At 62.5% G+C, this 21,078-nt stretch carries 22 protein-coding genes; 9 read left to right on the forward strand and 13 right to left on the reverse strand.

The genetic code is table 11. From position 1 onward, the window contains the following. Window positions 1-711, forward strand: a 711-nt coding sequence (gene prfB / locus ABJF10_RS15945; protein WP_348545581.1) for a peptide chain release factor 2, incomplete at its 5' end; no start/stop codon positions are given. Window positions 712-713: 2 nt separating this feature from the next. Here the strand turns inward: prfB and ABJF10_RS15950 are convergent. Genes ABJF10_RS15950 through ABJF10_RS15965 form a run of 4 tightly spaced genes read right to left on the reverse strand, consistent with a single transcriptional unit; the run spans window position 714 to window position 3,448 of the window. Then, window positions 714-1,391, reverse strand: a complete 678-nt coding sequence (locus tag ABJF10_RS15950) for a LysM domain-containing protein (protein ID WP_348545582.1) — start codon at window positions 1,389-1,391, stop codon at window positions 714-716. Between the two features lies 1 nt (window position 1,392). Continuing rightward, complete coding sequence (locus ABJF10_RS15955; protein ID WP_348545583.1) at window positions 1,393-2,151, reverse strand: UDP-galactose-lipid carrier transferase; 759 nt, start codon at window positions 2,149-2,151, stop codon at window positions 1,393-1,395. A 51-nt stretch (window positions 2,152-2,202) separates the two neighbouring features. After that, entirely contained in the window at window positions 2,203-2,616 is a 414-nt protein-coding gene (locus ABJF10_RS15960) for an OsmC family protein (protein WP_348545584.1), read from the reverse strand. A gap of 10 nt (window positions 2,617-2,626) precedes the next feature. Continuing rightward, window positions 2,627-3,448 carry a M14 family zinc carboxypeptidase gene (locus tag ABJF10_RS15965; protein WP_348545585.1) on the reverse strand — a complete coding sequence of 274 codons (822 nt, stop codon included), beginning with the start codon at window positions 3,446-3,448 and terminating at the stop codon, window positions 2,627-2,629. 60 nt (window positions 3,449-3,508) lie between these two features. Between ABJF10_RS15965 and ABJF10_RS15970 the strand changes: the two genes are divergently transcribed. Next, complete coding sequence (locus ABJF10_RS15970; RefSeq protein WP_348545586.1) at window positions 3,509-4,555, forward strand: dipeptide epimerase; 1,047 nt, start codon at window positions 3,509-3,511, stop codon at window positions 4,553-4,555. Here the strand turns inward: ABJF10_RS15970 and ABJF10_RS15975 are convergent. The 6 genes from ABJF10_RS15975 to ABJF10_RS16000 form a co-directional block, all read right to left on the reverse strand. Then, a complete protein-coding gene (locus tag ABJF10_RS15975; protein ID WP_348545587.1) occupies window positions 4,552-7,440 on the reverse strand; it encodes a protein kinase in 2,889 nt (962 codons plus the stop codon). The genes ABJF10_RS15970 and ABJF10_RS15975 overlap by 4 nt on opposite strands. A gap of 156 nt (window positions 7,441-7,596) precedes the next feature. Beyond that, window positions 7,597-7,902, reverse strand: a complete 306-nt coding sequence (locus tag ABJF10_RS15980) for a hypothetical protein (protein WP_348545588.1) — start codon at window positions 7,900-7,902, stop codon at window positions 7,597-7,599. Between the two features lie 31 nt (window positions 7,903-7,933). Next, the gene (locus ABJF10_RS15985; RefSeq protein ID WP_348545589.1) at window positions 7,934-8,425 is read right to left on the reverse strand and encodes a hypothetical protein; all 492 of its coding nucleotides are present in this window, start codon (window positions 8,423-8,425) and stop codon (window positions 7,934-7,936) included. After that, on the reverse strand, window positions 8,425-9,201 hold the full coding sequence (locus ABJF10_RS15990; RefSeq protein WP_348545590.1) for a hypothetical protein: 777 nt from the start codon (window positions 9,199-9,201) through the stop codon (window positions 8,425-8,427). The genes ABJF10_RS15985 and ABJF10_RS15990 overlap by 1 nt, the downstream gene beginning before the upstream one ends. Then, window positions 9,198-9,809 (reverse strand): sigma-70 family RNA polymerase sigma factor, encoded by a 612-nt coding sequence (locus ABJF10_RS15995; RefSeq protein WP_348545591.1) that lies wholly within the window; start codon window positions 9,807-9,809, stop codon window positions 9,198-9,200. The genes ABJF10_RS15990 and ABJF10_RS15995 overlap by 4 nt, the downstream gene beginning before the upstream one ends. Before the next feature lie 442 nt (window positions 9,810-10,251). Further along, entirely contained in the window at window positions 10,252-10,530 is a 279-nt protein-coding gene (locus ABJF10_RS16000; RefSeq protein ID WP_348545592.1) for a hypothetical protein, read from the reverse strand. Between the two features lie 198 nt (window positions 10,531-10,728). Here ABJF10_RS16000 and rpiB point away from each other — a divergent pair, with 198 nt between their 5' ends. The 4 genes from rpiB to ABJF10_RS16020 all read left to right on the forward strand — a co-directional run bounded on the left by rpiB (window position 10,729) and on the right by ABJF10_RS16020 (window position 17,352). After that, window positions 10,729-12,921 (forward strand): ribose 5-phosphate isomerase B, encoded by a 2,193-nt coding sequence (rpiB, locus tag ABJF10_RS16005; RefSeq protein WP_348545593.1) that lies wholly within the window; start codon window positions 10,729-10,731, stop codon window positions 12,919-12,921. 77 nt (window positions 12,922-12,998) lie between these two features. Further along, window positions 12,999-14,660, forward strand: a complete 1,662-nt coding sequence (locus ABJF10_RS16010) for a hypothetical protein (protein WP_348545594.1) — start codon at window positions 12,999-13,001, stop codon at window positions 14,658-14,660. 86 nt (window positions 14,661-14,746) lie between these two features. After that, on the forward strand, window positions 14,747-16,303 hold the full coding sequence (zwf, locus tag ABJF10_RS16015; RefSeq protein ID WP_348545595.1) for a glucose-6-phosphate dehydrogenase: 1,557 nt from the start codon (window positions 14,747-14,749) through the stop codon (window positions 16,301-16,303). Window positions 16,304-16,305: 2 nt separating this feature from the next. Next, the gene (locus ABJF10_RS16020; RefSeq protein ID WP_348545596.1) at window positions 16,306-17,352 is read left to right on the forward strand and encodes a glucose-6-phosphate dehydrogenase assembly protein OpcA; all 1,047 of its coding nucleotides are present in this window, start codon (window positions 16,306-16,308) and stop codon (window positions 17,350-17,352) included. An 8-nt stretch (window positions 17,353-17,360) separates the two neighbouring features. On the opposite strand, the gene mog is transcribed toward ABJF10_RS16020, so the two are convergent. The 3 genes from mog to glp are packed head-to-tail and all read right to left on the reverse strand — an operon-like array spanning window position 17,361 to window position 19,504. Next, window positions 17,361-17,834, reverse strand: coding sequence for a molybdopterin adenylyltransferase (mog, locus tag ABJF10_RS16025; RefSeq protein ID WP_348545597.1), 474 nt, complete (start codon window positions 17,832-17,834; stop codon window positions 17,361-17,363). Then, window positions 17,831-18,289 (reverse strand): cyclic pyranopterin monophosphate synthase MoaC, encoded by a 459-nt coding sequence (moaC, locus tag ABJF10_RS16030; RefSeq protein ID WP_348545598.1) that lies wholly within the window; start codon window positions 18,287-18,289, stop codon window positions 17,831-17,833. Before moaC ends, mog begins: the two co-directional genes overlap by 4 nt. A gap of 18 nt (window positions 18,290-18,307) precedes the next feature. Next, window positions 18,308-19,504 (reverse strand): gephyrin-like molybdotransferase Glp, encoded by a 1,197-nt coding sequence (gene glp / locus ABJF10_RS16035; RefSeq protein WP_348545599.1) that lies wholly within the window; start codon window positions 19,502-19,504, stop codon window positions 18,308-18,310. A gap of 47 nt (window positions 19,505-19,551) precedes the next feature. Here glp and ABJF10_RS16040 point away from each other — a divergent pair, with 47 nt between their 5' ends. From ABJF10_RS16040 to ABJF10_RS16050, 3 genes are all read left to right on the forward strand, one after another. Continuing rightward, on the forward strand, window positions 19,552-19,782 hold the full coding sequence (locus ABJF10_RS16040; RefSeq protein WP_348545600.1) for a MoaD/ThiS family protein: 231 nt from the start codon (window positions 19,552-19,554) through the stop codon (window positions 19,780-19,782). 2 nt (window positions 19,783-19,784) lie between these two features. Then, on the forward strand, window positions 19,785-20,165 hold the full coding sequence (locus ABJF10_RS16045; protein WP_348545601.1) for a molybdenum cofactor biosynthesis protein MoaE: 381 nt from the start codon (window positions 19,785-19,787) through the stop codon (window positions 20,163-20,165). Between the two features lie 316 nt (window positions 20,166-20,481). After that, window positions 20,482-21,078 (forward strand): Hsp20/alpha crystallin family protein (locus ABJF10_RS16050; protein ID WP_348545602.1); only part of this gene is annotated, 597 nt, incomplete at its 3' end.

The raw sequence follows: 21,078 nt of genomic DNA on the forward strand, positions 1-21,078 counted from the left end.
GAGTCGTGCGATTGGGCGGACATGCTGCTGCGCATGTATCAGCGCTGGATGGAGCGGCATGGATTCAAGAGCCAGATCATGGACATTCAGCTCGGCGAAGAAGCGGGCATCAAGTCGTGCACCATCCAGGTCACGGGTGAATATGCCTTTGGCTACCTGGCCACCGAGCGTGGCGTGCACCGGCTGGTGCGCATCTCGCCCTTCGACTCGAACAAGCGCCGGCACACCTCCTTCGCCGGTGTCGATGTCGTGCCGGAACTTCCCGAGAGCGCGCCCATCGAAATCAATGAGGCCGACATCGAAGTAGATACCTACCGCAGCGGCGGCAAGGGCGGGCAGAACGTGAACAAGGTGGAGACCGCGGTGCGCATCCGGCACATTCCCTCGGGCCTGGTGGCCGCCTGTCAAAATGAGCGCAGCCAGCAGAAGAACAAGGTCACCGCCATGCGCATGCTGCAGGCCAAGCTCCAGCAGATCGAGGTCGACAAACTCGCCGCGGAAACCGCCGCTGCTTACGGCGAAAAGTCCGACGTCAGTTTCGGCAGCCAGATCCGCAGCTACGTCTTCCAGCCCTACCAAAAGGTCCTCGACCTGCGCACCGGCGTAGAGACGAGCAACATCGCCGCGATGATGGACGGCGACATCGACGCCTTCATCCAGGGCAAGCTGCGCGGCCTCAAGCGGGAAAAGGGCGCGACGGACGACGAGTAACGCTACGGAATAATCAGCACCATCCCCGGCTTGATCTTCACCGTCCCCTCGAGCGAGTTGAAGTTCGCATCCTGAATGTCGCGGGCCCGCGTGGCGTTCTTGTAAAAGTGGCGCGAAATCTTGGCGAGGGTGTCGCCGGAGCGGACGGTGTAGGTGCGGGCCCCCGGCGGAATGGGCTTTTGCACGGGCTCACCCCGGGAATTGACCGTGGCCGCCGGCAGGGCCTTCTGCGCGCGGACGGCCGCCAATTGCTCCCGCAGGATCTGGTTCTCGTTCTTCAGCCGCACGGCGTCCTGCTGCGTGATCGGAGAACCGCCGGACAGCTTGGTCAGCAACTTCGCCTCGCCCTCTTTCTTGTAGGCCTTCGCATCGCGCACATGCGCCCCCGTCGGCGCCAGCTCGAGGTAGCGGTCCATGTGGTGCAAGGCGTCCACCGGGCTCTTCAGTTTGTCGTCGTACAGCACCGCGAGCTTGTAATGCACCTCGGCCGTCTTGGCGGTGCCATCGAGCGCGGATTCGTAGAGGGCCGCGGCGCCGCGGAAGTCGCCTGCCGCTGCTTTCTTGTCCGCCGTCGCAATGCTCTCCTTGCTGCCTTTGTCGAAGAGACGATCGCAAGCGGGAAAGGCCAGCAAAGTCACCACCATCAAAACGCCCGCCCGCAAACAGCGAAGGAAACGCATCTCAATCCTTTTTGCCCAAGCCCGCACGCTCCATGACCTCGACCACCGTCTTGAGCACGCGGAGACGCGCGTGCCACTTGTAGTTCGCGGCGACCACCGCCCACGGGCCGTCCTCCGTCGAGGTCTTCTCAAACATGTCCTCCGCCGCCGAATTGTGCTCCTCCCACTTGCGCCGGTTGCGCCAGTCCTCGTCGTTGATCTTCCAGTGCTTGTAGGGATCGGCCTCGCGGCGCTTGAAGCGGAAGAGCTGCTCGTCCTTGGAAATATGCAGGTAGAATTTCAGGATGATCGCGCCGTCGTCCGCCAGCGTGCGCTCGAATTCATTGATCTCCTCGTAGGCCCGTTTCCATTCCTTCTCCGTGGCGAAGCCCTCGACCCGTTCCACGAGCACGCGGCCGTACCACGAGCGATCGAAAACCACCGTCTGCCCGTAGGGCGGCAGCTTGTTCCAAAAGCGCCACATGTAATGGTGCTGATACTCCTCGGCGGTCGGCTTGACGACCGAGTGCACGCGCAGCAGGCGCGGATCGAGGCGCTCGGCGAGTCGCTTGATCGCGCCGCCTTTGCCGGCGGCGTCCGGGCCCTCGAAGACGATAATCAGCGAGCGGCGCGCCTCGGCCAGCTCGCGGGTGAGATTGAGCAGCCGAAGCTGGAAGTCCTTGAGCTTCGGCTTGTAGTCGTCCTCATCGATGGACTTGTGTTCCAAGTCGTCGAGTCGGCGGCCTTTCTTGAGTCCGTTCGGCTCTTTGAGAGTCGGCATGCGGGGCGTTATAGCGGCGGGGTGAGAGAGTGCAAGCTGTGCGAAAGTTTCCTACGCGCCGGTCCACACAAAAGTCACCGGCTTCTCGACATCGGGGTGCAGGCTCTGGTGCACGGGACAGGTCAGCGCCGCGCGTTCCAGCGCCTCCTTGCGCGGGTGCGTGGCGGGCAGCGGCACGACGATCTCGCACGTCAGCCGCGCGATGCGCCGCACCGGTACCTGCGTCATTTCCTTGCCCACGGAGACTTTCATCCCGCGCAGATCGATGTCGTGTTGCTGGGCGTAAATTCCCATGACCGTCGCCATGCAAACTCCCAGTGCCGTGCCCACGAGATCGGTCGGCGAGAACGATTCCCCCTTGCCGTGATTGTCGACGGGAGCGTCGGTGAGGAGCTTGTTTTGCGACGGCCCGTGCGTGGCCTCGCAGCGCAAGCCGCCTTGATATTCGATGGAGATTTGAACCATGCGTTCAGGACTATGCCGCAAAGCCAATGGCCGTGGCGAGCATCGCTTGCACACCCGGCGCGATCCCCCGCAGATAGCCGGCGGGATCGCGCCGCCAAAGCTCGCGCACCGTCTCGAGATGATCCTCGGGTAGTTCGTCGGGACGCGCTTCCGCCCCGGGATCGTAGGGCAACTCCAGCGTGATCATCGCCGGAGCCGAACCATCCGGATATTCCAGACCGTAGCCGCACCATTGACCCAGCGAACCCGGACACGCGGCATAGATGCGCTCGAGCCGCCGCTGGCCGCGGCCGGGCGCGGTAACCCGCAACCGGTAGGGTCGGCGGGCGGTGGCATCCAGCGCATCCCACATGGCCTGTGCGAGTGCCGTGGACTGAACCCCATCGGCGTCGATCTCCGCCAGCGCCCAATGCAGGCTGACAATTTTCGCCGGACGCCACTGGAGAATGAAATCGCGCAAGGCCACGCTCTCCGGCTCGGACCAGGCGGCCGGACCCGGTGGATCTTCGCACTCCGCGCGCCAGTTGAATCCACAGTTGCGATTCAGGTCGACGCCCCGCGCGTTGGAGCGCGTGCCGCGGGCGGCGCCGTCGGGATTCGCCACCGGCAGGATCAACGTCGGGAGATGCTTCAGCGCCGCCCACGCGGCGCCTTGCCGAAAATCCTCAAGGACTCGCCAGGTCGCCGGCTCATTCCCATGCGTGCCACCGATGATCAGCGTGCTGTTGGGTGGCGGAGTGGCCGTCGCCCAATCAAAATTGGCGTGCGCCACGATTTCCCGGCCCTCAACAGTGCGGCCGATGGATCGAGTGAAGTTTGGGCTCCCATGCATGCGTGATCAGGGCATACGATTCCAGAAATCCGTCCCCGTGGAAATAGATTCCGTCCTGCGATGAAGCTCACCTGTATCAGCCGCGAACTGCATCCGCGCCGCGCCTTTCGCATCAGCCGCGCGCGGCGGACGGAGGTGCGCAATGTATTCATCCGCCTCGAGAGCGAGGGCGTCGTGGGCTACGGGGAGGCGTCGCCCAACTCCTTCTACGGGGAAACATGGGAGGGCGTCAGCGCGCACCTGGAGAGTGCGCGCCCATTCATCGACGCGCTCCAGGTGCGGAGCGTGGCGGACATCGAGGCCGCCTGGAATGCGGCGTGGCGATTCCTCGCGCCGTCGCGGGGCGCGCAATGTGCCCTGGATATTGCGCTTTGGGATTGGCTGGCCCGCAAAAGAGGCGTGACCGTCTCGGAACTGGCCTGGAATCAGCCTCCGCAGCCGGTGTCGACTTTTGCGACCATCGGTCTGTCGAGCCCGGAGGAACTCGCCGAAAAGATCGAGGAACTGCACGGCTTTGCGTGCATCAAGATCAAGTCCGATCAATCGGCCGGCCTGGATGCGGTGCGTCTCGTGCGCGAGCGCACCTCCGCGTTGGTGGCGGTGGATGCCAATGGTGCGTGGGGCGAGGTAGACCTGCCCCGGCTCGCGCGCGAACTCCAGCAACTCGGCGTGACCTTTATCGAGCAGCCGTGGCCGCCCGCCCGGGATGCTGATCTGCCGAAGCTCGAACTGCCGGTGATGGCCGACGAGAGTTGCGTGACCGAGGAAGACGCGGCGCGACTCGCGGACCCGTTCGACGGATTCAACATCAAGCTGGTGAAATGCGGCGGGATCACCCCGGCGCGCCGCATGGTCGAGACGGGAAAGGCGCGAGGAAAAAAGATGATGGTCGGTTGCATGCTGGAAAGCAGCGCGCTGATCGCCGCCGGCGCGGTGATTGCGCAGCGCACCGACTACGCCGATCTCGACGGCGCATGGTTGTTGCGGGATGACCCGTTCACAGGTTGGGCGTTCGATCATGGTATCCTTTCGCCACGCCCGGAACCCGGATTGGGAGTCGAACCGGAGAGTGGGTTGTTTCCCCAGGGAAGCAGCCGGATTTACTAGAGCGCCGCCCTCTTGTCCGCCGGCTTCTCCGGCGCCTTGTCGACCGGCTTGTCCGCGGGAGTTGCCTCTGCCGGCCGCGGCGTCGTTTTCGCCTGCCGCGCGTCGAAGGCCTTCCAGAATTCCTCCACCGGTTCCGTCATCTTGGAATAGGAAAGGCGCTTGATGCCACGGTGGGCGCGGAGGAAGGCGATGTCCTTGCAATGCAGCGGAATGATCACGCTTTCGAGCGTGGCGATCTCCATCAGGGGATGCAAATCCATGAGCGCCGTGCAGTTCTCGAGATTGAGCTCCCGCAGCGGCGAGTGCGTCAGCGGCGTGAGATCGTTCACCTGCGTCCGGTTGAGCGTCAACGTCTGGAGCGGCAGGCCGCTCAGCGGCGAAAGATCCTTCACGCTGCGGCAATTGGTCAGGTAGAGCTGCTCGATCTTCGTATCCTTGAGCGGTTCGAGATTGCTCACCCGCGTATTGGCCAGGCGCAGGATTTCCAAGGGGAGATCGTGGATCGGCGTGAGATCGACGATGGCACTGCCCTCGAGATTCAAGCTGCGCAGCGGCATGCCGGCGAGCGGCGAAAGGTCGCGAACGAGCGTGTGACCAAGCGAGAGCGTCTGCAGTTGCAGGCCCTTGAGACCAGCGATGTCCGTCAATTTCGTTTCGTCGAGGATCAGGCCGCTGACGGGCACTTCGTGCAACCGCTTGAGATCGGGCTGCCCGACGTTGCTGAAATCGACGTTGATCGTGTTGTCGGCATTGGTCTCGAAGCGCTGCTGCTTCAGCCCATGCTTGTCAAAAGCGTCCCGCCAGACGCGCACAAGCCGTTGCTTGTCGGCGCCCAGTTGATTCCCGACATTCTCCGCGGCACTGCGCCGGCCCTGGTTGATGAGCGCGGCATAAAGTTCACCCAGGATGGCCGGCTTGATCTGCTCATCCGTGCCGATCTTCTTCAGGATGCGCTTGGTGAGATCGAGATTGAGCTGCGCCTCGGCGAGCTTGGGGTTGATGCGCAAAGCCTCGGTATAGGCGTCGCCCGCTTCTTCCAGCCGGAGCTGCGCCTGGAGGATATTGCCGCGCAGATTGTGGTAGTTGGCATCGAGCGGGACTTGTTGGATCGCGTAATCGATCTTCTCCAAGGCCGAGGTCAGGTCGAGATCGTCGATGAGCTGCTGCGCCTCGGCGGCGTAAGTCGGCGCGGTGCCGCGCAATTCTTCCAGCCGGGCGGCGGCGAGCTTCTCCTGGTCCACCGCCCGCTTTTCCTGGTCGATCGCATGCTTCTCGCTCAACCGCGCGCGATCGCGCTCGTGGGTGAGCTGGAGGAAAAAACTGATCACCGCGACGTTAAAAATCGCGAAGAAAAACACGAACAGGGCGACCTCTTTTTTGTGGCGGCCAGCAAACAGCAGGGCGTGCTTCGCCATGCTGGCCCGTTCCGCCTTGGTCGCGAAGCCGCCTTGATACGCTTCCACATCGGTCTGCAAATCCTCGACGTGCTGGTAACGATCCGCCGGGTCGAGCGCCAGCGCCTTCATGACCACGGCGGAAAGCCCGTCGGGAATGCGTTTTCCCGGAAGATGCGCAAAGGAAAAGCTGTTCGGCATCTCGTCGGTGCCTTCCGTTGGAACGGGCGGGGGCAATTTCTTGCCAGGCTGATTGTAGCTCGACGGCGGATGGATCGCGCTGGTCACGATCTTTTCCACGACTTCGTGGACGGATTCACCTTCCACCGGCGGACGCAAAGTGAGGATCGCGTAGAGGATGCCACCGAGCACATAGATATCGGAACGCTCGTCGATCCGGTCCAGCTCACCCCGCGCCTGTTCGGGCGAGATGTAGGGCGGAGTCCCGACAATCAGCCCGTGCATCGTTTCGAAACCGCGCAGGTTGTCCGGGGCCTTGGCGGCGGGCTTCTCTACTGGCCGATCGACCGGCTTGGCTGCCGGAACTTCCGGCGCGGGAGCGGCCTCAGGGACGGTTTCCTTGCGGATCGTGGTCAGGTTTTTGGCCAGGCCCCAATCCATGACCAGCACCTCACCGAAGGAACCGATCATGATGTTCTCCGGCTTCAAGTCGCGATGGACGATGCTCTTGGAGTGCGCGTAGGCGACGGCGTCGCAGACCTTTTGAAAGATGGTCAGCAACGTGCCGAGCGGGTACTTTTCGATCGTCTTCTGCCGGCCATTGCGAATCCCGCGCAGCACATCGTCGAGGGTCGTGCCCTTGACGAACTTCATCGTGTAAAAGATCTCGCCCTGCTCATCGATGCCCAGTTCGTAAAGGGGGACGATATTCGGGTGCTCGAGCTGGCCGGTGAGCTGCGCCTCGTCGATGAAACGCAGCACGTTTTCGCGGGAAAACTGGTTACTGGTCTTCATCACCTTCATGGCCACCGTGCGGCGAATCCGCAGGTCGCGCGCCTGGAGGATCACGCCCATGCCGCCCCGGTTGATCGTGGTGATCACCTTGTATTTCTTTTCCTCGAGCTGCTCGCGCACCTGGCCGAGGCCGAGATCCTTGTCCCACAGCGCCTCGGCGAGTTGCTTGGCAGCGGCCTCGCGCAAGCGGATGAAAAGACGCGCGGTGCCGATCTGCACCTCCTGGTCCAGGCGCACCCGCGTGGGCAACTGCACCTGCACGCCGTCGATGAAGACCCCGTTGCTGCTGCCGAGATCCTCGATGACGAGTTCGTAGGCGTTGAAAGTCAGGCGCGCATGGTGGCGGGAGACGAGATCCGCATCGACCACGACCGGGCAGGAAGCATCGCGGCCGATGATGTATTCACCGTGCTCGATGGCGTACTTGGCGATGAGTTCCGGGCCGACGTAGACGAAGATCTCCGCGAGGATTTGGTCCGGCGCGTCGTCCGCATCGTTCATTTGCGGGTCAGGCATGACAGTGGGCAAGTCGCTCATTGGAGATCGAAGTCAACAAGCACAATCCGCACGAGGCGGAATCCAAAGGCGGCGCAAACATAGACCATGCGGAATGGAACCCGCCCGGCCCGGGCGAGTTGCATTCCAAATAGGCGCGAACGAACGAACGGGATTTCAGTTGGGCGGCGCGGGCGGCGGGATCGCGGGAGCGGCCGGATCGGGAAGGCCCGCGGGCGGCAGTCCCGGGATGTCACCCGCGGCGGGCAGGCCGCCGGCATCCGCGCCGGGTGCGGGCTTCTTATCCAGCGACCCGAGAATGGCTTCCGCGGAGGCCTCCCCCTTCGGGATCTCCTGCGGTGGCTTGAAATGGTTCTTATGGTAAGAGTAGGTCTCGTCGTACATCGTGCCTACGCAACCGGAAAAACCCAGCGCGCCGGCTAGAAAAACAGCGGAGAGGAGAAAGTGGAGGGGGCGGGACATATCTTCGTGTATGAGATGAAGGTGCTCTGCGTCAATGCTGGGCATGCAAATCGGTGCGTTCTTTGGCCGGGGGCACCTGCCGGAGATCAAAAGTACCGGTATCGTAACTGGAGGTGTAGTGGGTGAGAAAGCGGTCGCCCTCGATCGTAGCGTGGTAATGATAGGTGCCACCGACCAAGGCCGGCAGGTCGTGGGTTCCCTGATATTCCCGCACTTTCCGGCGGCGCGGGCCGGCGGGAACAGGCTGTAGCGCCGTATCGTAGTTGCCCGAGAAGATGAGCCAGTTGGCGTGAAAATGAGCCACCAGACTCCGGTCCGGCAGCGTGACCAGCACACAGCGGAGGCGCCCATGATGAAAGGCGCCATTGGCATAGACATTCTTTCCGCTCGTCCAATGGCCGTCCCACCGGGTGGCCCCGCCCTGGCCGTGCGCGGCATTATGCCATTGTTTGTCGAAGGAGGAGCACGCCGACAGGAGGCTCGCGAGCAGCACCAGAAGACAGCGCAGGAAATAACGGTTCATTACTTGGGAGGAAGCGTCTTCAAAAAGTCCTCCATTTCCTGCTTCCCGCCCCGGAAGGCAATGAGAAAGCAGTGGTCCCCGTGCTGGCGGACGGCGCCCACCCATTCATCCTGCGCGAGCACCTTCCACTCGTTCTCCGAGGGCAGATGCACCCCGAACTCACTCGCGTGAAATTCAAAGATAAGGCAGCGCATGGAGTTCACCTTCGCATCCCCCACGGCAAACTGCGCCACGGTGCGGCCATCGATCCGGAAAACTCGGGAGCCGATCACCGGCAGCGCCGTCAGCTCCGTGGGCGCTTCAAAGCCATCATAACCGCGCATGTAAAACCAATCCCCGAGCTGGCCGGTGGTGGTGACCACGGACTCGAATTCCGTCCCGCTCAACTTGCCGGACCCACCGAGCATGTTTTCCACCGCCTCGCGCCCCGGGAATTTCTCCATTCCCTCGATGACGAAGAAGACCACGATTCCGAGAATGACCACCAGGCCGAGAATCGCGGTGAGGACCGCGGGATTGATGACCTGCTTGCGCAGCCGCGTCTTCTCGGCGCGCGGAGCGACACTGAGATCGGTGAGCTTTTGCCGCAGGTTCTCCGGCGGCTTGATGAAATGGACGACGTCGACGATCTGCTCGTCGAACGCGATCTGGGTGGCGAGCACCTGCTTCAGTTCGGGATCTTCCTCGGCAAAGCGCACGGCCTTTTCCGTCTTGGAATCGGCGCGCCTGCCAGGGCGATAGCAGCGCAGGAGGGTTTCGGCGGTTTGAGCGTTCACGAGGGAGGGGTGCTTTCGTCGCGCATGGCGCCGAGGGACTTCTGCAGGAGGTCGCGGGCCGCGCCGAGCGTGTCGGAGAGGGTGTGCATGTCCATATTCAACAGCTCCGCAACCTCCTCGGCGGTGAAAAGATCCAGGTAAAACAGGGCCAGCGCGCTGCGCTCGGGCTCGGGCAGCGTGTGGAAACGCTGGGCGAGCAGAAAGGCCTCGATCTTCAGGATTTCCGGACGGCTGCCGGTGTCCGAGTCATCGCGCAATAGGCGCGGGGCGGAGGGCGGGACGGATTTGTTGTTCTCCAGGCAGCGTTCACGGATGTGCGTGGCCAGCCAGGCCTGCCGGCTGGTCTCATTGCGAAACTGGGAAAGCTGGGACTCCACCTCCGTGAGGGTATCGGCCATGACTTGCTCGGCACTTTTCGCGTTCCCCGTCAGGAGCAGGGCGAAACGGTAGAACTCAGCGAGCGTGGAACTGGGGAAGAGGGCGGTTTGCAACGGCCACGAACATAGAGGGGTGCCACGCGCGGGCTCAAGCGGGAAGAGATTGGGGAAGGCGGATTGTGGCAAATGGAAGGTGGAATCGAATCCGGCGGGGGGGGCCGGGGATTTCATGGAGATCACCCCGGTGTGGTGGGAGACTCTACTGTGGCGGGTGAGATAATTGATGAGTGGGATCCAGTGGGATCGAGTGGGATTTTCTCTGTAACCGCAGTGGGATCGCAGGTGAGATCGCGGTGGGAGGAAGAGTGGGAGAACTGGGAGCGGCGACCTCCGATTCGCCATGCGGCGCGTCCGCGACGCTCGTAGGAAAGTGGCGCTTCGCGCGGCTGGACAGGTCGGCGATTTGGAATCACCGGTCCCCATGGGCGTCATCCGAGCCGCTGTCTCTGTCTTCCATCGCTGAGCCGAGTCTGTCTTCACTGCCCCATGAAAGCATAACTCACGCGAAAATGTACATGGCTCCATTGGCTGTATTGGCTCCATTGCGGAAAATTCGCTGCGCCAGGCCTTTCGTGTCCGATCAACGCCCACGATTGAAGCGCAGGGAAAACCATCACCCGGCGGGCGAATGGTTCGGCATAGGAACGGAACCGCGAATGCGTTGCAGGAACACTCCGCCAAGGCGGGGATCGTTGAGAATCGCGCTGGCCAGGCACACGAGGGCAATATCGTCGTTCTCGCCGCGCGCCCATACTCCACCAAATCCGACCAAGACGCCCGGCGGTTTACGCTCGATAACGAGTTCGCCATAGCCACCGGATTGCATTTCGCGGAGATGTTCTACAATCGACACCGCAATCGGGTCGTACGCAGTGAGGCGTGACGGATCCATACCCAAAGGATTTACGCAAATTCCTCATCCGCGTATAGGTAATTTTCTTACAATCACCCACGCATGATTTTCGTTTTTTTCGCTATTGTTGCGGGCGGAGGAGTGCCGGCAAAACCCTGAAACTCAAACGGAACCACGAACATTCCGCCCCCTGCGTTGACTTGCCCCATCACCCTCCCTATTTTGCCCCTCCGCATCGTGAAACACGTCCTCTTTGTCTGCACTGGAAATATCTGCCGCAGCCCCATGGCTGAAGGGCTCTTTCGCGCCGCGATCAAGGGCCAGCCGGATATCGAGGTGAGTTCCGCCGGCGTGGCCACGGGCTACGGGCAGCCGCCCAGCCCGCATGCCGTGGAGGTCTTGCGCCCGTGGGGCGTGGATATTTCCGCCCTGCGCAGCCAGCCACTGACCGAAGAGCTGGTGGCCGAGGCGACACATATCTTCGTCATGACCCGCGGGCACCGGGAGGCGATCCAGATGTATTTCCCCGAGGCGTCGGACAAGACGTTTCTCTTCCGTGAATTTGACGAAGCCTCCCGCAACGGCAACCTCGACGTGCCCGATCCCATCGGCCTCGGCATCCACGCCTATTTTGAATGCCGCGATTCGCTCAAGCGCGCCCTCCCCGGCATCATCCGTTTTCTCGATCAATCCAAGCCCATGACCTCGCCCCAACCCACCACCTCTACTCCCGCCTCGACCCGCACCCTGCGCATCGCCCTCGGAGCCGATCACGGGGGCTTTGAACTCAAAAAAACGATCCATGCCCATCTCACGAAGAAGGGTTATATCGTCACGGATTTCGGAGTGAACTCCGCCGAGTCCGCGGACTATCCCGATTATGCGGAAGACGTCGCGAAACATATCCTCGCCGGGGAAAGTGATTTCGGCGTGCTGGCCTGCAAGAGCGGCATCGGCATGAGCATCGCGGCGAATCGCTTTCCGCACATTCGCGCCGCGCTGATCGACAACGCCGGCGACGCCACGGTGACGCGCCAGCACAACAACTCGAACGTCGTCTGCCTGGCCGCCAACCATGTGGACGTGAGCGCCGCGCCCAAGATCGTCGACGCTTTTCTCAATGGGCAATTCGAAGGCGGACGCCACGAGCGCCGCGTGGAAAAGCTGGAACATCTCGGGACCACCAATGCCTCGCATCCTTCGCTGGAAGAGGTCGACCCGGAAGTATTCAAGGCCATCGAGGCGGAAAAGAAGCGCCAGTTTGAGAACATCGAACTGATCGCCAGCGAGAACTTCACTTCCCGTGCGGTGATGGAAGCCCAGGGCTCGTGCCTGACCAACAAATACGCCGAGGGCTATCCCGGACGGCGCTGGTATGGCGGCTGCGAACACGTCGACGTCGTGGAGCAACTCGCCATCGATCGCGTGAAGCAACTTTTCGGCGGCGATCATGTCAACGTGCAGCCGCATTCCGGTTCGCAGGCGAATACCGCCGTTTATTTTTCCGTGCTCCAGCCCGGAGACCGGATCCTGACGATGAACCTCGCCCACGGCGGGCATCTCACCCACGGGCACAAGGCGAATTTCAGCGGACGCTTTTACGATGTCGTCCACTACGGGGTGAGCGAGAAGGACGAGCGCATCGATTACGACGCCCTCGCCCAGCTCGCCCTCGAGTCGAAGCCGAAGATGATCACCGCCGGGGCCAGCGCCTATCCGCGGATCATTGATTTCGAGCGCATGCGCCAGATCGCCGATAGCGTGGGCGCCATCCTCTTCGTGGACATGGCGCATATCGCCGGGTTGGTGGCCGGTGGCATGCACCCGAATCCCGTGCCACTCGCCGATTTCGTGACGACGACGACGCACAAGAGCCTGCGCGGCCCGCGCGGTGGCATCATCATTTGCAAGGAGCAGTTCGCCAAGGGCATCGACTCGCAGGTCTTCCCTGGCATCCAGGGCGGCCCGCTCGAGCACGTCATCGCGGCCAAGGCCGTGTGCTTCCACGAAGCGCTCCAGCCCTCGTTCAAGGGCTACGCGCAGCAGATCGTGAGCAACGCCAAGGCGCTGGCCGCGGGGCTGATCAAGAATGGCTACCGGCTGACCAGCGGCGGCACGGACAATCACCTCATGCTGGTCGACCTGCGGCCGAATGGGCTGAACGGCAAGATCGCCAGCGAGACGCTCGATCACGCCGGCATCACCGTGAACAAGAACGGCATCCCTTTCGACACCGAGAAGATCACCCTCGGTGGTGGCATCCGTGTCGGCACGCCGGCGGTCACCACCCGGGGCATGAAGGAAGAGCAGATGCTCGAGATCGCCGACCTCATCCATCGGGCCCTGGCGAACAAGGACAGCGCCGACGAGCTGACCAAGGTGCGGGCCGAAGTGCGCGCCCTCACCTCGCGCTATCCGCTGCCGGGGTAGCCGGTTAGCCTTCCAGTTCGCTGTCGGTAAGTCGTTGACAGGCAGTCCTCCTGCGTGGCATCACGCATTTCCCCAAAATGCACGATTTCAGAAACGAGGATACGGAGCAAAAGCGTGCGTTACTACGTGGTTGCACGTTGTTTTTTCATGCGTGCTGGATTTTGATCCTGGCTTGCGCGGCGTGGCGGCGTTTCTCGCTGCCGGCGGAGCCGCTGACGGATCGTGACGTCTGGGGTTATTTGAGTCCCGCCCTAGCGAAACTCAGTGGCGGCCCGTTTCAGCAAACGGAAGGGCGCGCCTTCGTCTATCCGGGCTTCGTTTACCTGGTGATCAGCGCTTTTCGCAGCCTCAACGCGATCACCGCCGTGCAACACCTGCTCGGCCTCGGCACCGGTCTTCTCCTGCTGGTCAATTGGAAGGCCGCGCGCCGGCTTCTGCCGAACCCTCTCATTCCCGCCGTGTGGCACGACATCGCGGGGCTGGGGCTGTTCGCCATCTTCCTCCTTTGCGCGCAATCGATCATCGCGGAGCACCATCTCCGGCCGGAAGGAATCGCGCCCTTCTTCGCGATGCTCGGGTTCGCCTTAACGATTCGTTTCTTGCTCGCGAAACACATCGATGCCCAGCCACGGCAGGCGCTCTGCTACGGGGCGGCCAGTCTCGCGGTCGCGTTCCTGCTGCCGCTGCTCAAGCCCAGCTACGCCCTCTCGTCGGTGCTGACTACGCTACCCGTCTGGTGGCACCTTTTTGATCGGCGGGAAAAGGGAACGAGGCGTCTCGCCATGGCCGGTGTGCCAGTAGTGGCTGCATGGCTGTTGCTGTGGATTCCAGAAGGCCGCTATGCGGCCGCGGACCCGCGCACGCAGACCTTCCTGCCCGCCTCGCTTTTTACGATTCACGCTCCGCAGATTCGCGCGCAACTGGCCAGCGACCTCGATCATCCCGATGCCGCGGTCCCCTACCCTCACGAACAGTTGCAGTCGATCCTGCAACTGCTCGATGCCGAGATCGAAATCAGCCGTCCCAGCGTCCGGCACGGATTCGTCTCCCTCGGCTTCAATCCCGACTACTTGCTCTACGAGGATTCCTTCTGCCGTAAGCTCGCGGCAATTCTGCCCGAACGCACCGCGCAAGCGGACTTCTATCGCCTCTACTTCCGCCGGACGTGGCAGCAGAAACCGGGACTGATGCTGCACAAGTTTGCCGCGCAACTCGGGCTCTTCTATGGCCTCAATTGCCCGGTCTACGAGGAGAAGGTGTCGGGCTTCGATCGCAACTATCGCGATACCGCCACCTTCCTTTCCGGCCGTCCAGCGACGATCATCGCCGGCGTGCCGGTAACGGCGAACTATCTTGCAGCCGTTCAACGGCTCGCCGAGGCGCATACCAACGCCACCCAGCCGCGGATGCTCAAGTCGCTGTTGCCGATTTTGGCCCGCAGTTATCTTCCGGGCTTGCTGCTGGCCATGGCCGCGTTCGCCTGGCTTCTCGCGGAATCCGATATTCGCGCGGCCTGCGGAAGGTTCGCCACGGTCGTGGCCCTGGGCTACGCCTACAATCTCGGCAACAACGTCTCCATCGCCCTCTTTCACACACTCGGGATCGGCCGCTATTCCCACGTGCAACTGGCCACGACCCTCCTCACCCAGGGCCTGGCGCTTTGGCTGGTCATCGAGGTCGCCGCTCGAAAATTTCGCCGCCCAGACAAGCCACCGGAAATCGCCTCGGTCCCAGTTTGACCACGGAGTGACGCGTCCCGGAGTGGCCGCAGATTCATCATCCCGATGAAAACATTTCACTTCGCGTCTGCGCGGCGCGGAGCTAAATGTTTGCTGCTTTGAACGCCACTACTACACCTACCGCCAACCCTCTGCGCGAGGGACTTTCCAACCGGCCACTCCCGCAGTCGTGCAGCGTCGTGATCTTCGGCGCCTCGGGCGATCTCACCTACCGCAAGCTCATCCCGGCCATCTACAACATCGCCGCCGACGGCGACCTGCCCGCGGCCCTCAGCGTCGTCGGCTTTGCCCGGCGCGAAAAGACCGACGAATCCTTCCGCAAGGAATTGCAGGACGCCCTGAAGAAATTCTCGCGCTCCGGCCTGAATGACGAAGTCTGGAAAAGTTTTGCCGACCGCTTGTTCTATCATTGCAGCGAATTCGGCGATGCGAACGGCTACAAGACGCTGGCCGAGCGGCTCGACAAACTCGACGAGGAACGCGGCACGCGCGGCAACCGCCTTTTCTATCTCTCGGTCGCGCCGAGCGAATTCGAAGGCATCCTCAACCAACTGGCGGCCGCCGGCCTGAACAAGGCGCGCGAGGGAAGCTGGGCTCGCGTGATCGTGGAGAAGCCCTTCGGGACCGACCTGCCGTCCGCGCAGGAATTAAACACCGTGGTGAACCGGGTCTTCGAGGAGCAGGACACCTACCGCATCGACCACTACCTCGGCAAAGAGACCGCGCAGAACATCATGGTGCTGCGCTTTGCCAACGCGATCTTCGAGCCGCTCTGGAACTATCGTTACATCGACCATGTGCAGATCACGGCGTGCGAACCGCTCGGCGTGGAGGCGCGCGGGCCATACTACGAGAGCGCCGGCGCGATGCGCGACATGGTGCAGAATCACCTCCTCCAGCTTCTCTCCCTCACGGCGATGGAGCCACCCACGGATCTCGGCGCGGACAGCATTCGCGATGAAAAAGTGAAGGTCATCCGTTCGCTGCGCCCGATGTCCGAGGAAGATGTCGCGAAGAATGTCGTGCGCGGGCAATACACCGCGGGCGCGATCGGCGGGCAGGAAGTGAAAGATTATCGCTCCGAGGACCGCGTCAACCCGCAGTCGATGACCGAGACGTATGTGGCGCTCAAGGTGAACATCGACAACTGGCGCTGGGAAGGCGTGCCCTTTTACATCCGCATGGGCAAACGTCTGCCGAAAGGCGGCACGGAGATCGCCGTGCAATTCAAGAGCGCGCCGAGCGTGCTTTTCAACAAACCTACCGAACCGCAGGGTCCGAACGTGCTGGTGATTCGCATCCAGCCGGACGAGGGCATTTCGCTGCGCATGCAATGCAAGATGCCCGGCGCGGCGGTGCGCATCGAGCCGGTGAAGATGGATTTCCATTACGGCACGAGCTTCGGCAAAGCCTCGCCGGAAGCCTACGAGCGGCTGTTGCTCGACGCCATGGCCGGCGACGCCACGCTCTTCGCCCGGCGCGATGAGGTGGAAGGCGCTTGGACCTTCGTCGATCACATCGAGGCCGCCTGGCACAAGAGCCAGAATCCGCCGCCGCTGGCTTTTTATCCATCCGGCTCGTGGGGACCGAAGGAAGCCGATGACCTCCTCGCCCGCGACGGTCACACCTGGCGGAGGCTGTAACCATGCCCGCGACCTTTGATTCCACCAGCCTCGGCGAGCCTGTGGCCATCGGGCAGATCGGCCGTGAGCTGAAGAAGATTTGGGACGTCGGCGAGGGCAACCTGACTCGCGCCTCGCTCATCAATTTCGCCGTCTATTGCCGCAGCACCGAAGCGCTGCTCGAGAACACCGAGCTCATTTCCGAGTTCACCCGCACGCACGCCTGCCGTGCCCTCGTGATCTGCGTGGTGCGCAATGCCCCTGCGCCGCATGCCTCGGCGTGGGTCAACGCACACTGCCATCTCTCCGGGGGCACCAAGCACATCTGCTGCGAGCAGATCAGCTTCCTGCTCGAGGGGGAGATCAAGGGGCGCTTCACGAATATCGTTTTCGCCAATCTCGACTCCGATCTGCCGCTTTATTTCTGGTGGCAGGGCGATATTTCCGAGAACTTGAACCCGCACCTTTGGGCGTGGATCGACCGGCTCATCGTCGACAGCATCGCCTGGCACGATCCGAAGGCTCAATTCACCCGCTTGCGTGCCTCGCTCGCCGAGGCCAAGACGCAACTCGCCCTGCGCGATCTCAACTGGACGCGCTCGCTCGCCCTGCGCCAGGCCGTGTCGCAAATCTTCGATCATCCGGATAATCTTCCGCACCTCTCGCGCCTGCGCCGGGTGTCGATGATGCACGCCCCGGCGAATCGCTCGACGGCGCTGCTCTTCGTCGGCTGGCTCGCCGCCCAGCTCAAGTGGAAGATGAAGAGCGCGTCACCGCTGGTTTTTACCGATGCCGAAGGCGGCGATGTTTCCATCGAATTGCAAGCCAGCACCAGCGCCGGTCTGAGCCGGATCACGCTGGCCAGCGACGACGCGACGTTTGCCCTGCGCCACGAGCCGAAGTCGAGTTTCTTTCAGGCCGTGCTCAAGCTGCCGGGCGGACACGAGTACCATCACCTCTACCCCGCCTGCGCGGATAATATCCTGGATCTGCTCGATGAGGAAATGGGGCGGGCGAACACGAGCGAGATTTACCTCCGCTCGCTGAGTTTGATCGAGTCGCTGCTGTAGGGATCGCCTTACTCCCCGTGCAGATGCCGGATAGCCTCGCGAATCGCGGGGACCAGCATGGGTAGGATCTCGCCGATCGCTTTGGGATTGCCCGGCAGATTGACGATCAGCGTCCGCCCGCGCGTGCCGGCCGTCGCGCGTGAGAGAATGGCCGTCGGCACTTTGGCAAAGGATTGCACGCGCATGATCTCACCGAAGCCGGGTAATTCGCGTTCGAGAATGGCCCGCGTCGCCTCCGGGGTCACATCGCGCGGCGCGGGGCCGGTGCCACCCGTCGTGACCACCAGATCGCATTGCTCGGCATCGCACAGTTGGCGCAGGGTTTCCTCAATCTGGGGGCGCTCGTCGGGAATGACCACACGCTTCCACTCGATCGGGCCGGCGAAATGTTCACCGAGGATGCGTTCGATTTCCGGGCCGCTACGATCCTCGTAAACACCGGCGCTCGCGCGGTCGCTGAGAGTGATGCGCGCGACCTTCATTGCTTGATCTTTTCCGTCACGCGGATGCCGTCGATTTGCATCGTCTTGTCCACGGCCTTGCACATGTCGTAGAGCGTGAGGGCAGCCACGCTCACCGCCGTGAGCGCTTCCATTTCCACCCCGGTCTTCGCCGTGGTGGTGACGCTCGCGCGGACGTGAATGGCCGCGTCCTCGACGTCGAAGTCCACCTCAACGCCGCTTAGCGGGAGTGAATGACAAAGCGGGATCAATTCATCCGCGCGCTTCGCCGCCTGGATCGCCGCGATCTGCGCCACCGTGAGGACATCGCCCTTGGGCAAGGCCCGCGCCCGCAAAGCCGCAATCGTTTCCGGGCGGCAGCGCAGCCAGCCCTCCGCGCGCGCAAAGCGCTGCTGTTCTGGTTTGTTCCCGACGTCGACCATGCGCGCACCTCCGGCGGCATCGAGGTGGGAAAAATCGGGAGAGGGATCCGGCATCGCGTGGCTATAGCACCTTCACGGCAATGCGGCCAGCAACACGCAATCGACGCAGTCTCCCTTCTTCGCTCCGCCCGCGCCAGGAGCGATCGGGACCAGGGCATTCGCCCCCAGCAACCCGCGCAAATCGCCGGAGCTCTGCCACGACAGCGGCCACACTCGCAACGCGCCGTCACGCAAGCCCACGTGCACCGGCCACAACGTATGGCGCTCATTCGGTTTCGCCGGCAAATCTTCGGCCAGTTCGAGACTTACCGTCTCCCACGAAGACACCGCGCCCTCGAGCCGCTCCAAGGCCAGGCGAATGGCGATTTGAAAAGTCACGAAATGCGAAACCGGATTGCCGGGAATGACAAACGCGATCTGCCCGCCGCGCGTGGCAAAGACCAACGGCTTGCCCGGACGAATGCTCATCTGCCCGAAGTGAACCTGAAAGCCGAGTTCGGCCAACGCACGCGTTCCGAAGTCGTAGTCTCCCACGCTGGCGCCGCCGGAAATGAGCAGGCAGTCCCAACTCTCCGCCAGGTGCTGGCGAATCGCCTGCACGAGCGTATCGAGTGCATCTCCGCAGCGGTCCTGGGCTACGAGATGCGCCCCCACATCGGCGAGCAGCGCGGTGATCAGCGTGGAATTGGAATCGCGAATCTGCCCCGGCCCAGGCGCGGCGGAAGGATCGACGAGCTCATTGCCCGTGGCAAAATGAATGACCCGTGGCGCACAGCCGACCCGCGGCTGCACGGTCCCGAGCTGGGCAAGGAGCGAAAGCTCCCCCGCTCGCAAACGCACCCCGGCAGCCAGCAACAGTTCCCCCTGGCGCGCGTCCTCCCCGCGATACCGAATCCACGTCTTCTTGTCGCGCTCGCGCAGCGTGATCCACTCGCCATCGCGCTCCACGTCTTCCTGCATGATGACCTGCGATGCGCCCCCGGGAATCGGGGCGCCAGTGAAAATGCGCGCGCACTCGCCGGGCCCAATCTTTTGCGCCGGCGCCTGTCCCGCCTGCACTTCCATGACGACGCGAAATTTTGGCGAAAGATCCTTCGCATCGATCGCATAGCCGTCCATGGCCGAGCGATCAAAAGCGGGAAGATCATCGGGGGCGAAGATGTCTTCGCGCAAAATGTGGCCACGCGCCACGGCCAACGGCGTTGCCACCGGCTCCAGCGGCTGGACGTGTTGCTCGATGAGGGAACGGGCTGCGGCGAGGGAAAGCATGGTGCGAATTTGTAGCCGGGTCGACGGTTCTCCGCTACATGGCAACAATGCAAGTGAAACTCCTCGCCTTCGCCCAAGCCCGCGACCAGCTCGGCTGGTCCGAGCGCGTGGTCGAATGCCAGCCGGAGGAGTCTCCGCGCGCCATCCTCGCCCGTCTCGCACCGGACGTACGCCTTGAAATTTGGCGCGTCGCCGTCGACGAAGAGTACCACGCGTGGGACGTTGCCATTGGCGCCGCGCGAGAGCTCGCCCTCATCCCGCCCGTGAGCGGCGGCTAGCCATGGACAAGCACATCACCTTCACCCCCACCTCGATTGTCGTTCCACCATCGACTCTGCCGTCGCGGGAAATCGGCGCCTGCGTCGAATTTCAAGGCATCGTGCGTGAACTGGAGCAGGGGCAGTCGCTCGCCGGTTTGCAGTACGAGGCGCACGAATCGATGGCCCGCCGACATCTCGAGCGCATCTTCGATGAATTATGCGCGGTTCATCCCTGCGCCGCCGTAGTGTTCATTCACCGTCTCGGCTGGGTGCCCGTGGGCGAAGCCTCGCTCTTTGTCCGTGTGCTGTCTTCGCACCGCGGTGAGGCACTCCGCTTTCTCGCCGACGCCATCGACCGGATGAAAGCCGATGTGCCGATTTGGAAGTGCCCGAAGGCCTAATTGTTAACATCCACATTTCACAAAGAGAGGTTGCGATTATTCCGAGCGAATCGTCGGCGCCAAAGCAATGGATATCAAGCGACAACAACTGTTACCGAAAGAATGCCTCTGCCCCGAGCGCGGTACATTCAGCGAAGCCGCTTTTTTGAACGAGCTCCCGATGATTTCGGTCTAAGAAACAAAGGCAATTGGCCTGGCCCCGCGATAAATCGAGCGTGTCGACCGATGTGCGCCACATCAGTTTAACTGAGCGCGGGACGCTGGTTGAGTGCCGAAGTTCAAGTGGCGCCGTCGGGAGATACGACAATCAGCTATTATGAAAAAGACTGCACTAGTCCTGGCGGCGCTGGGACTGACATTAGGGACATCGCCCGCGATTCTCGCGGAGCAAATCAATACTCCGGCCGCGAAGTCCGCGCCGGCGACCACCACCGAATCCGGCTGGTCACAAGAATGGCAAAAACTGGAGTCGGACCTGGACAAGCTGTTTCGAGTCGCGGTGGCGAAACTGCACCCGGCCACAAAGGAACAGACCTTCAGTTCCACAGTGGATGTGCGTGAAACGCCGGATGCCTATGTGGCGCGAATCTCGGTGCCGAGGGACGACGAATCGAAGATCAACGTGAAATACTCGCAGGGCGCACTGAAAATCGACACCACCGACAAGGCGGCTGGGGGCTTTGATGAAAGTATTCACATTCCCGGTGCGGTCAACGCGGACCAGATGAAGACTGAGCACAAGGACGGCATTTTGGTCGTAACCCTGCCCAAGGCAGCCAAGGGCGCAACGGCAGCTGTGGCCCCGACCCCGCCCACAGGTGAGACGCTGAAAAGCATGGATCAAAAGATGGTTCGGGAGATGCAGCGGATGGAGGACCGGATGGATCAACTGACGCAGGATACGTTTCGCCGC

The sequence above is a fragment of the Chthoniobacter sp. genome (assembly GCF_040003245.1).
Lineage (GTDB): Bacteria > Verrucomicrobiota > Verrucomicrobiia > Chthoniobacterales > Chthoniobacteraceae > Chthoniobacter.

Bases quoted from the DNA above. Each gene is read 5' to 3' on its own strand.
- ABJF10_RS16000 (WP_348545592.1), bottom strand. From the start codon at position 10,530: ATGGATCCGTCACGCCTCACTGCGTACGACCCGATTGCGGTGTCGATT.
- ABJF10_RS15955 (WP_348545583.1), bottom strand. From the start codon at position 2,151: ATGCCGACTCTCAAAGAGCCGAACGGACTCAAGAAAGGCCGCCGACTC.
- ABJF10_RS15995 (WP_348545591.1), bottom strand. From the start codon at position 9,809: ATGAAATCCCCGGCCCCCCCCGCCGGATTCGATTCCACCTTCCATTTG.
- ABJF10_RS15965 (WP_348545585.1), bottom strand. From the start codon at position 3,448: ATGCATGGGAGCCCAAACTTCACTCGATCCATCGGCCGCACTGTTGAG.
- moaC (WP_348545598.1), bottom strand. From the start codon at position 18,289: ATGCCGGATCCCTCTCCCGATTTTTCCCACCTCGATGCCGCCGGAGGT.
- ABJF10_RS15980 (WP_348545588.1), bottom strand. From the start codon at position 7,902: ATGTCCCGCCCCCTCCACTTTCTCCTCTCCGCTGTTTTTCTAGCCGGC.
- ABJF10_RS15950 (WP_348545582.1), bottom strand. From the start codon at position 1,391: ATGCGTTTCCTTCGCTGTTTGCGGGCGGGCGTTTTGATGGTGGTGACT.
- ABJF10_RS16010 (WP_348545594.1), top strand. From the start codon at position 12,999: ATGCACGATTTCAGAAACGAGGATACGGAGCAAAAGCGTGCGTTACTA.
- ABJF10_RS15975 (WP_348545587.1), bottom strand. From the start codon at position 7,440: ATGCCTGACCCGCAAATGAACGATGCGGACGACGCGCCGGACCAAATC.
- glp (WP_348545599.1), bottom strand. From the start codon at position 19,504: ATGCTTTCCCTCGCCGCAGCCCGTTCCCTCATCGAGCAACACGTCCAG.
- mog (WP_348545597.1), bottom strand. From the start codon at position 17,834: ATGAAGGTCGCGCGCATCACTCTCAGCGACCGCGCGAGCGCCGGTGTT.
- ABJF10_RS15970 (WP_348545586.1), top strand. From the start codon at position 3,509: ATGAAGCTCACCTGTATCAGCCGCGAACTGCATCCGCGCCGCGCCTTT.
- zwf (WP_348545595.1), top strand. From the start codon at position 14,747: ATGTTTGCTGCTTTGAACGCCACTACTACACCTACCGCCAACCCTCTG.
- ABJF10_RS16020 (WP_348545596.1), top strand. From the start codon at position 16,306: ATGCCCGCGACCTTTGATTCCACCAGCCTCGGCGAGCCTGTGGCCATC.
- ABJF10_RS16045 (WP_348545601.1), top strand. From the start codon at position 19,785: ATGGACAAGCACATCACCTTCACCCCCACCTCGATTGTCGTTCCACCA.
- ABJF10_RS16040 (WP_348545600.1), top strand. From the start codon at position 19,552: ATGCAAGTGAAACTCCTCGCCTTCGCCCAAGCCCGCGACCAGCTCGGC.
- ABJF10_RS15985 (WP_348545589.1), bottom strand. From the start codon at position 8,425: ATGAACCGTTATTTCCTGCGCTGTCTTCTGGTGCTGCTCGCGAGCCTC.
- ABJF10_RS15960 (WP_348545584.1), bottom strand. From the start codon at position 2,616: ATGGTTCAAATCTCCATCGAATATCAAGGCGGCTTGCGCTGCGAGGCC.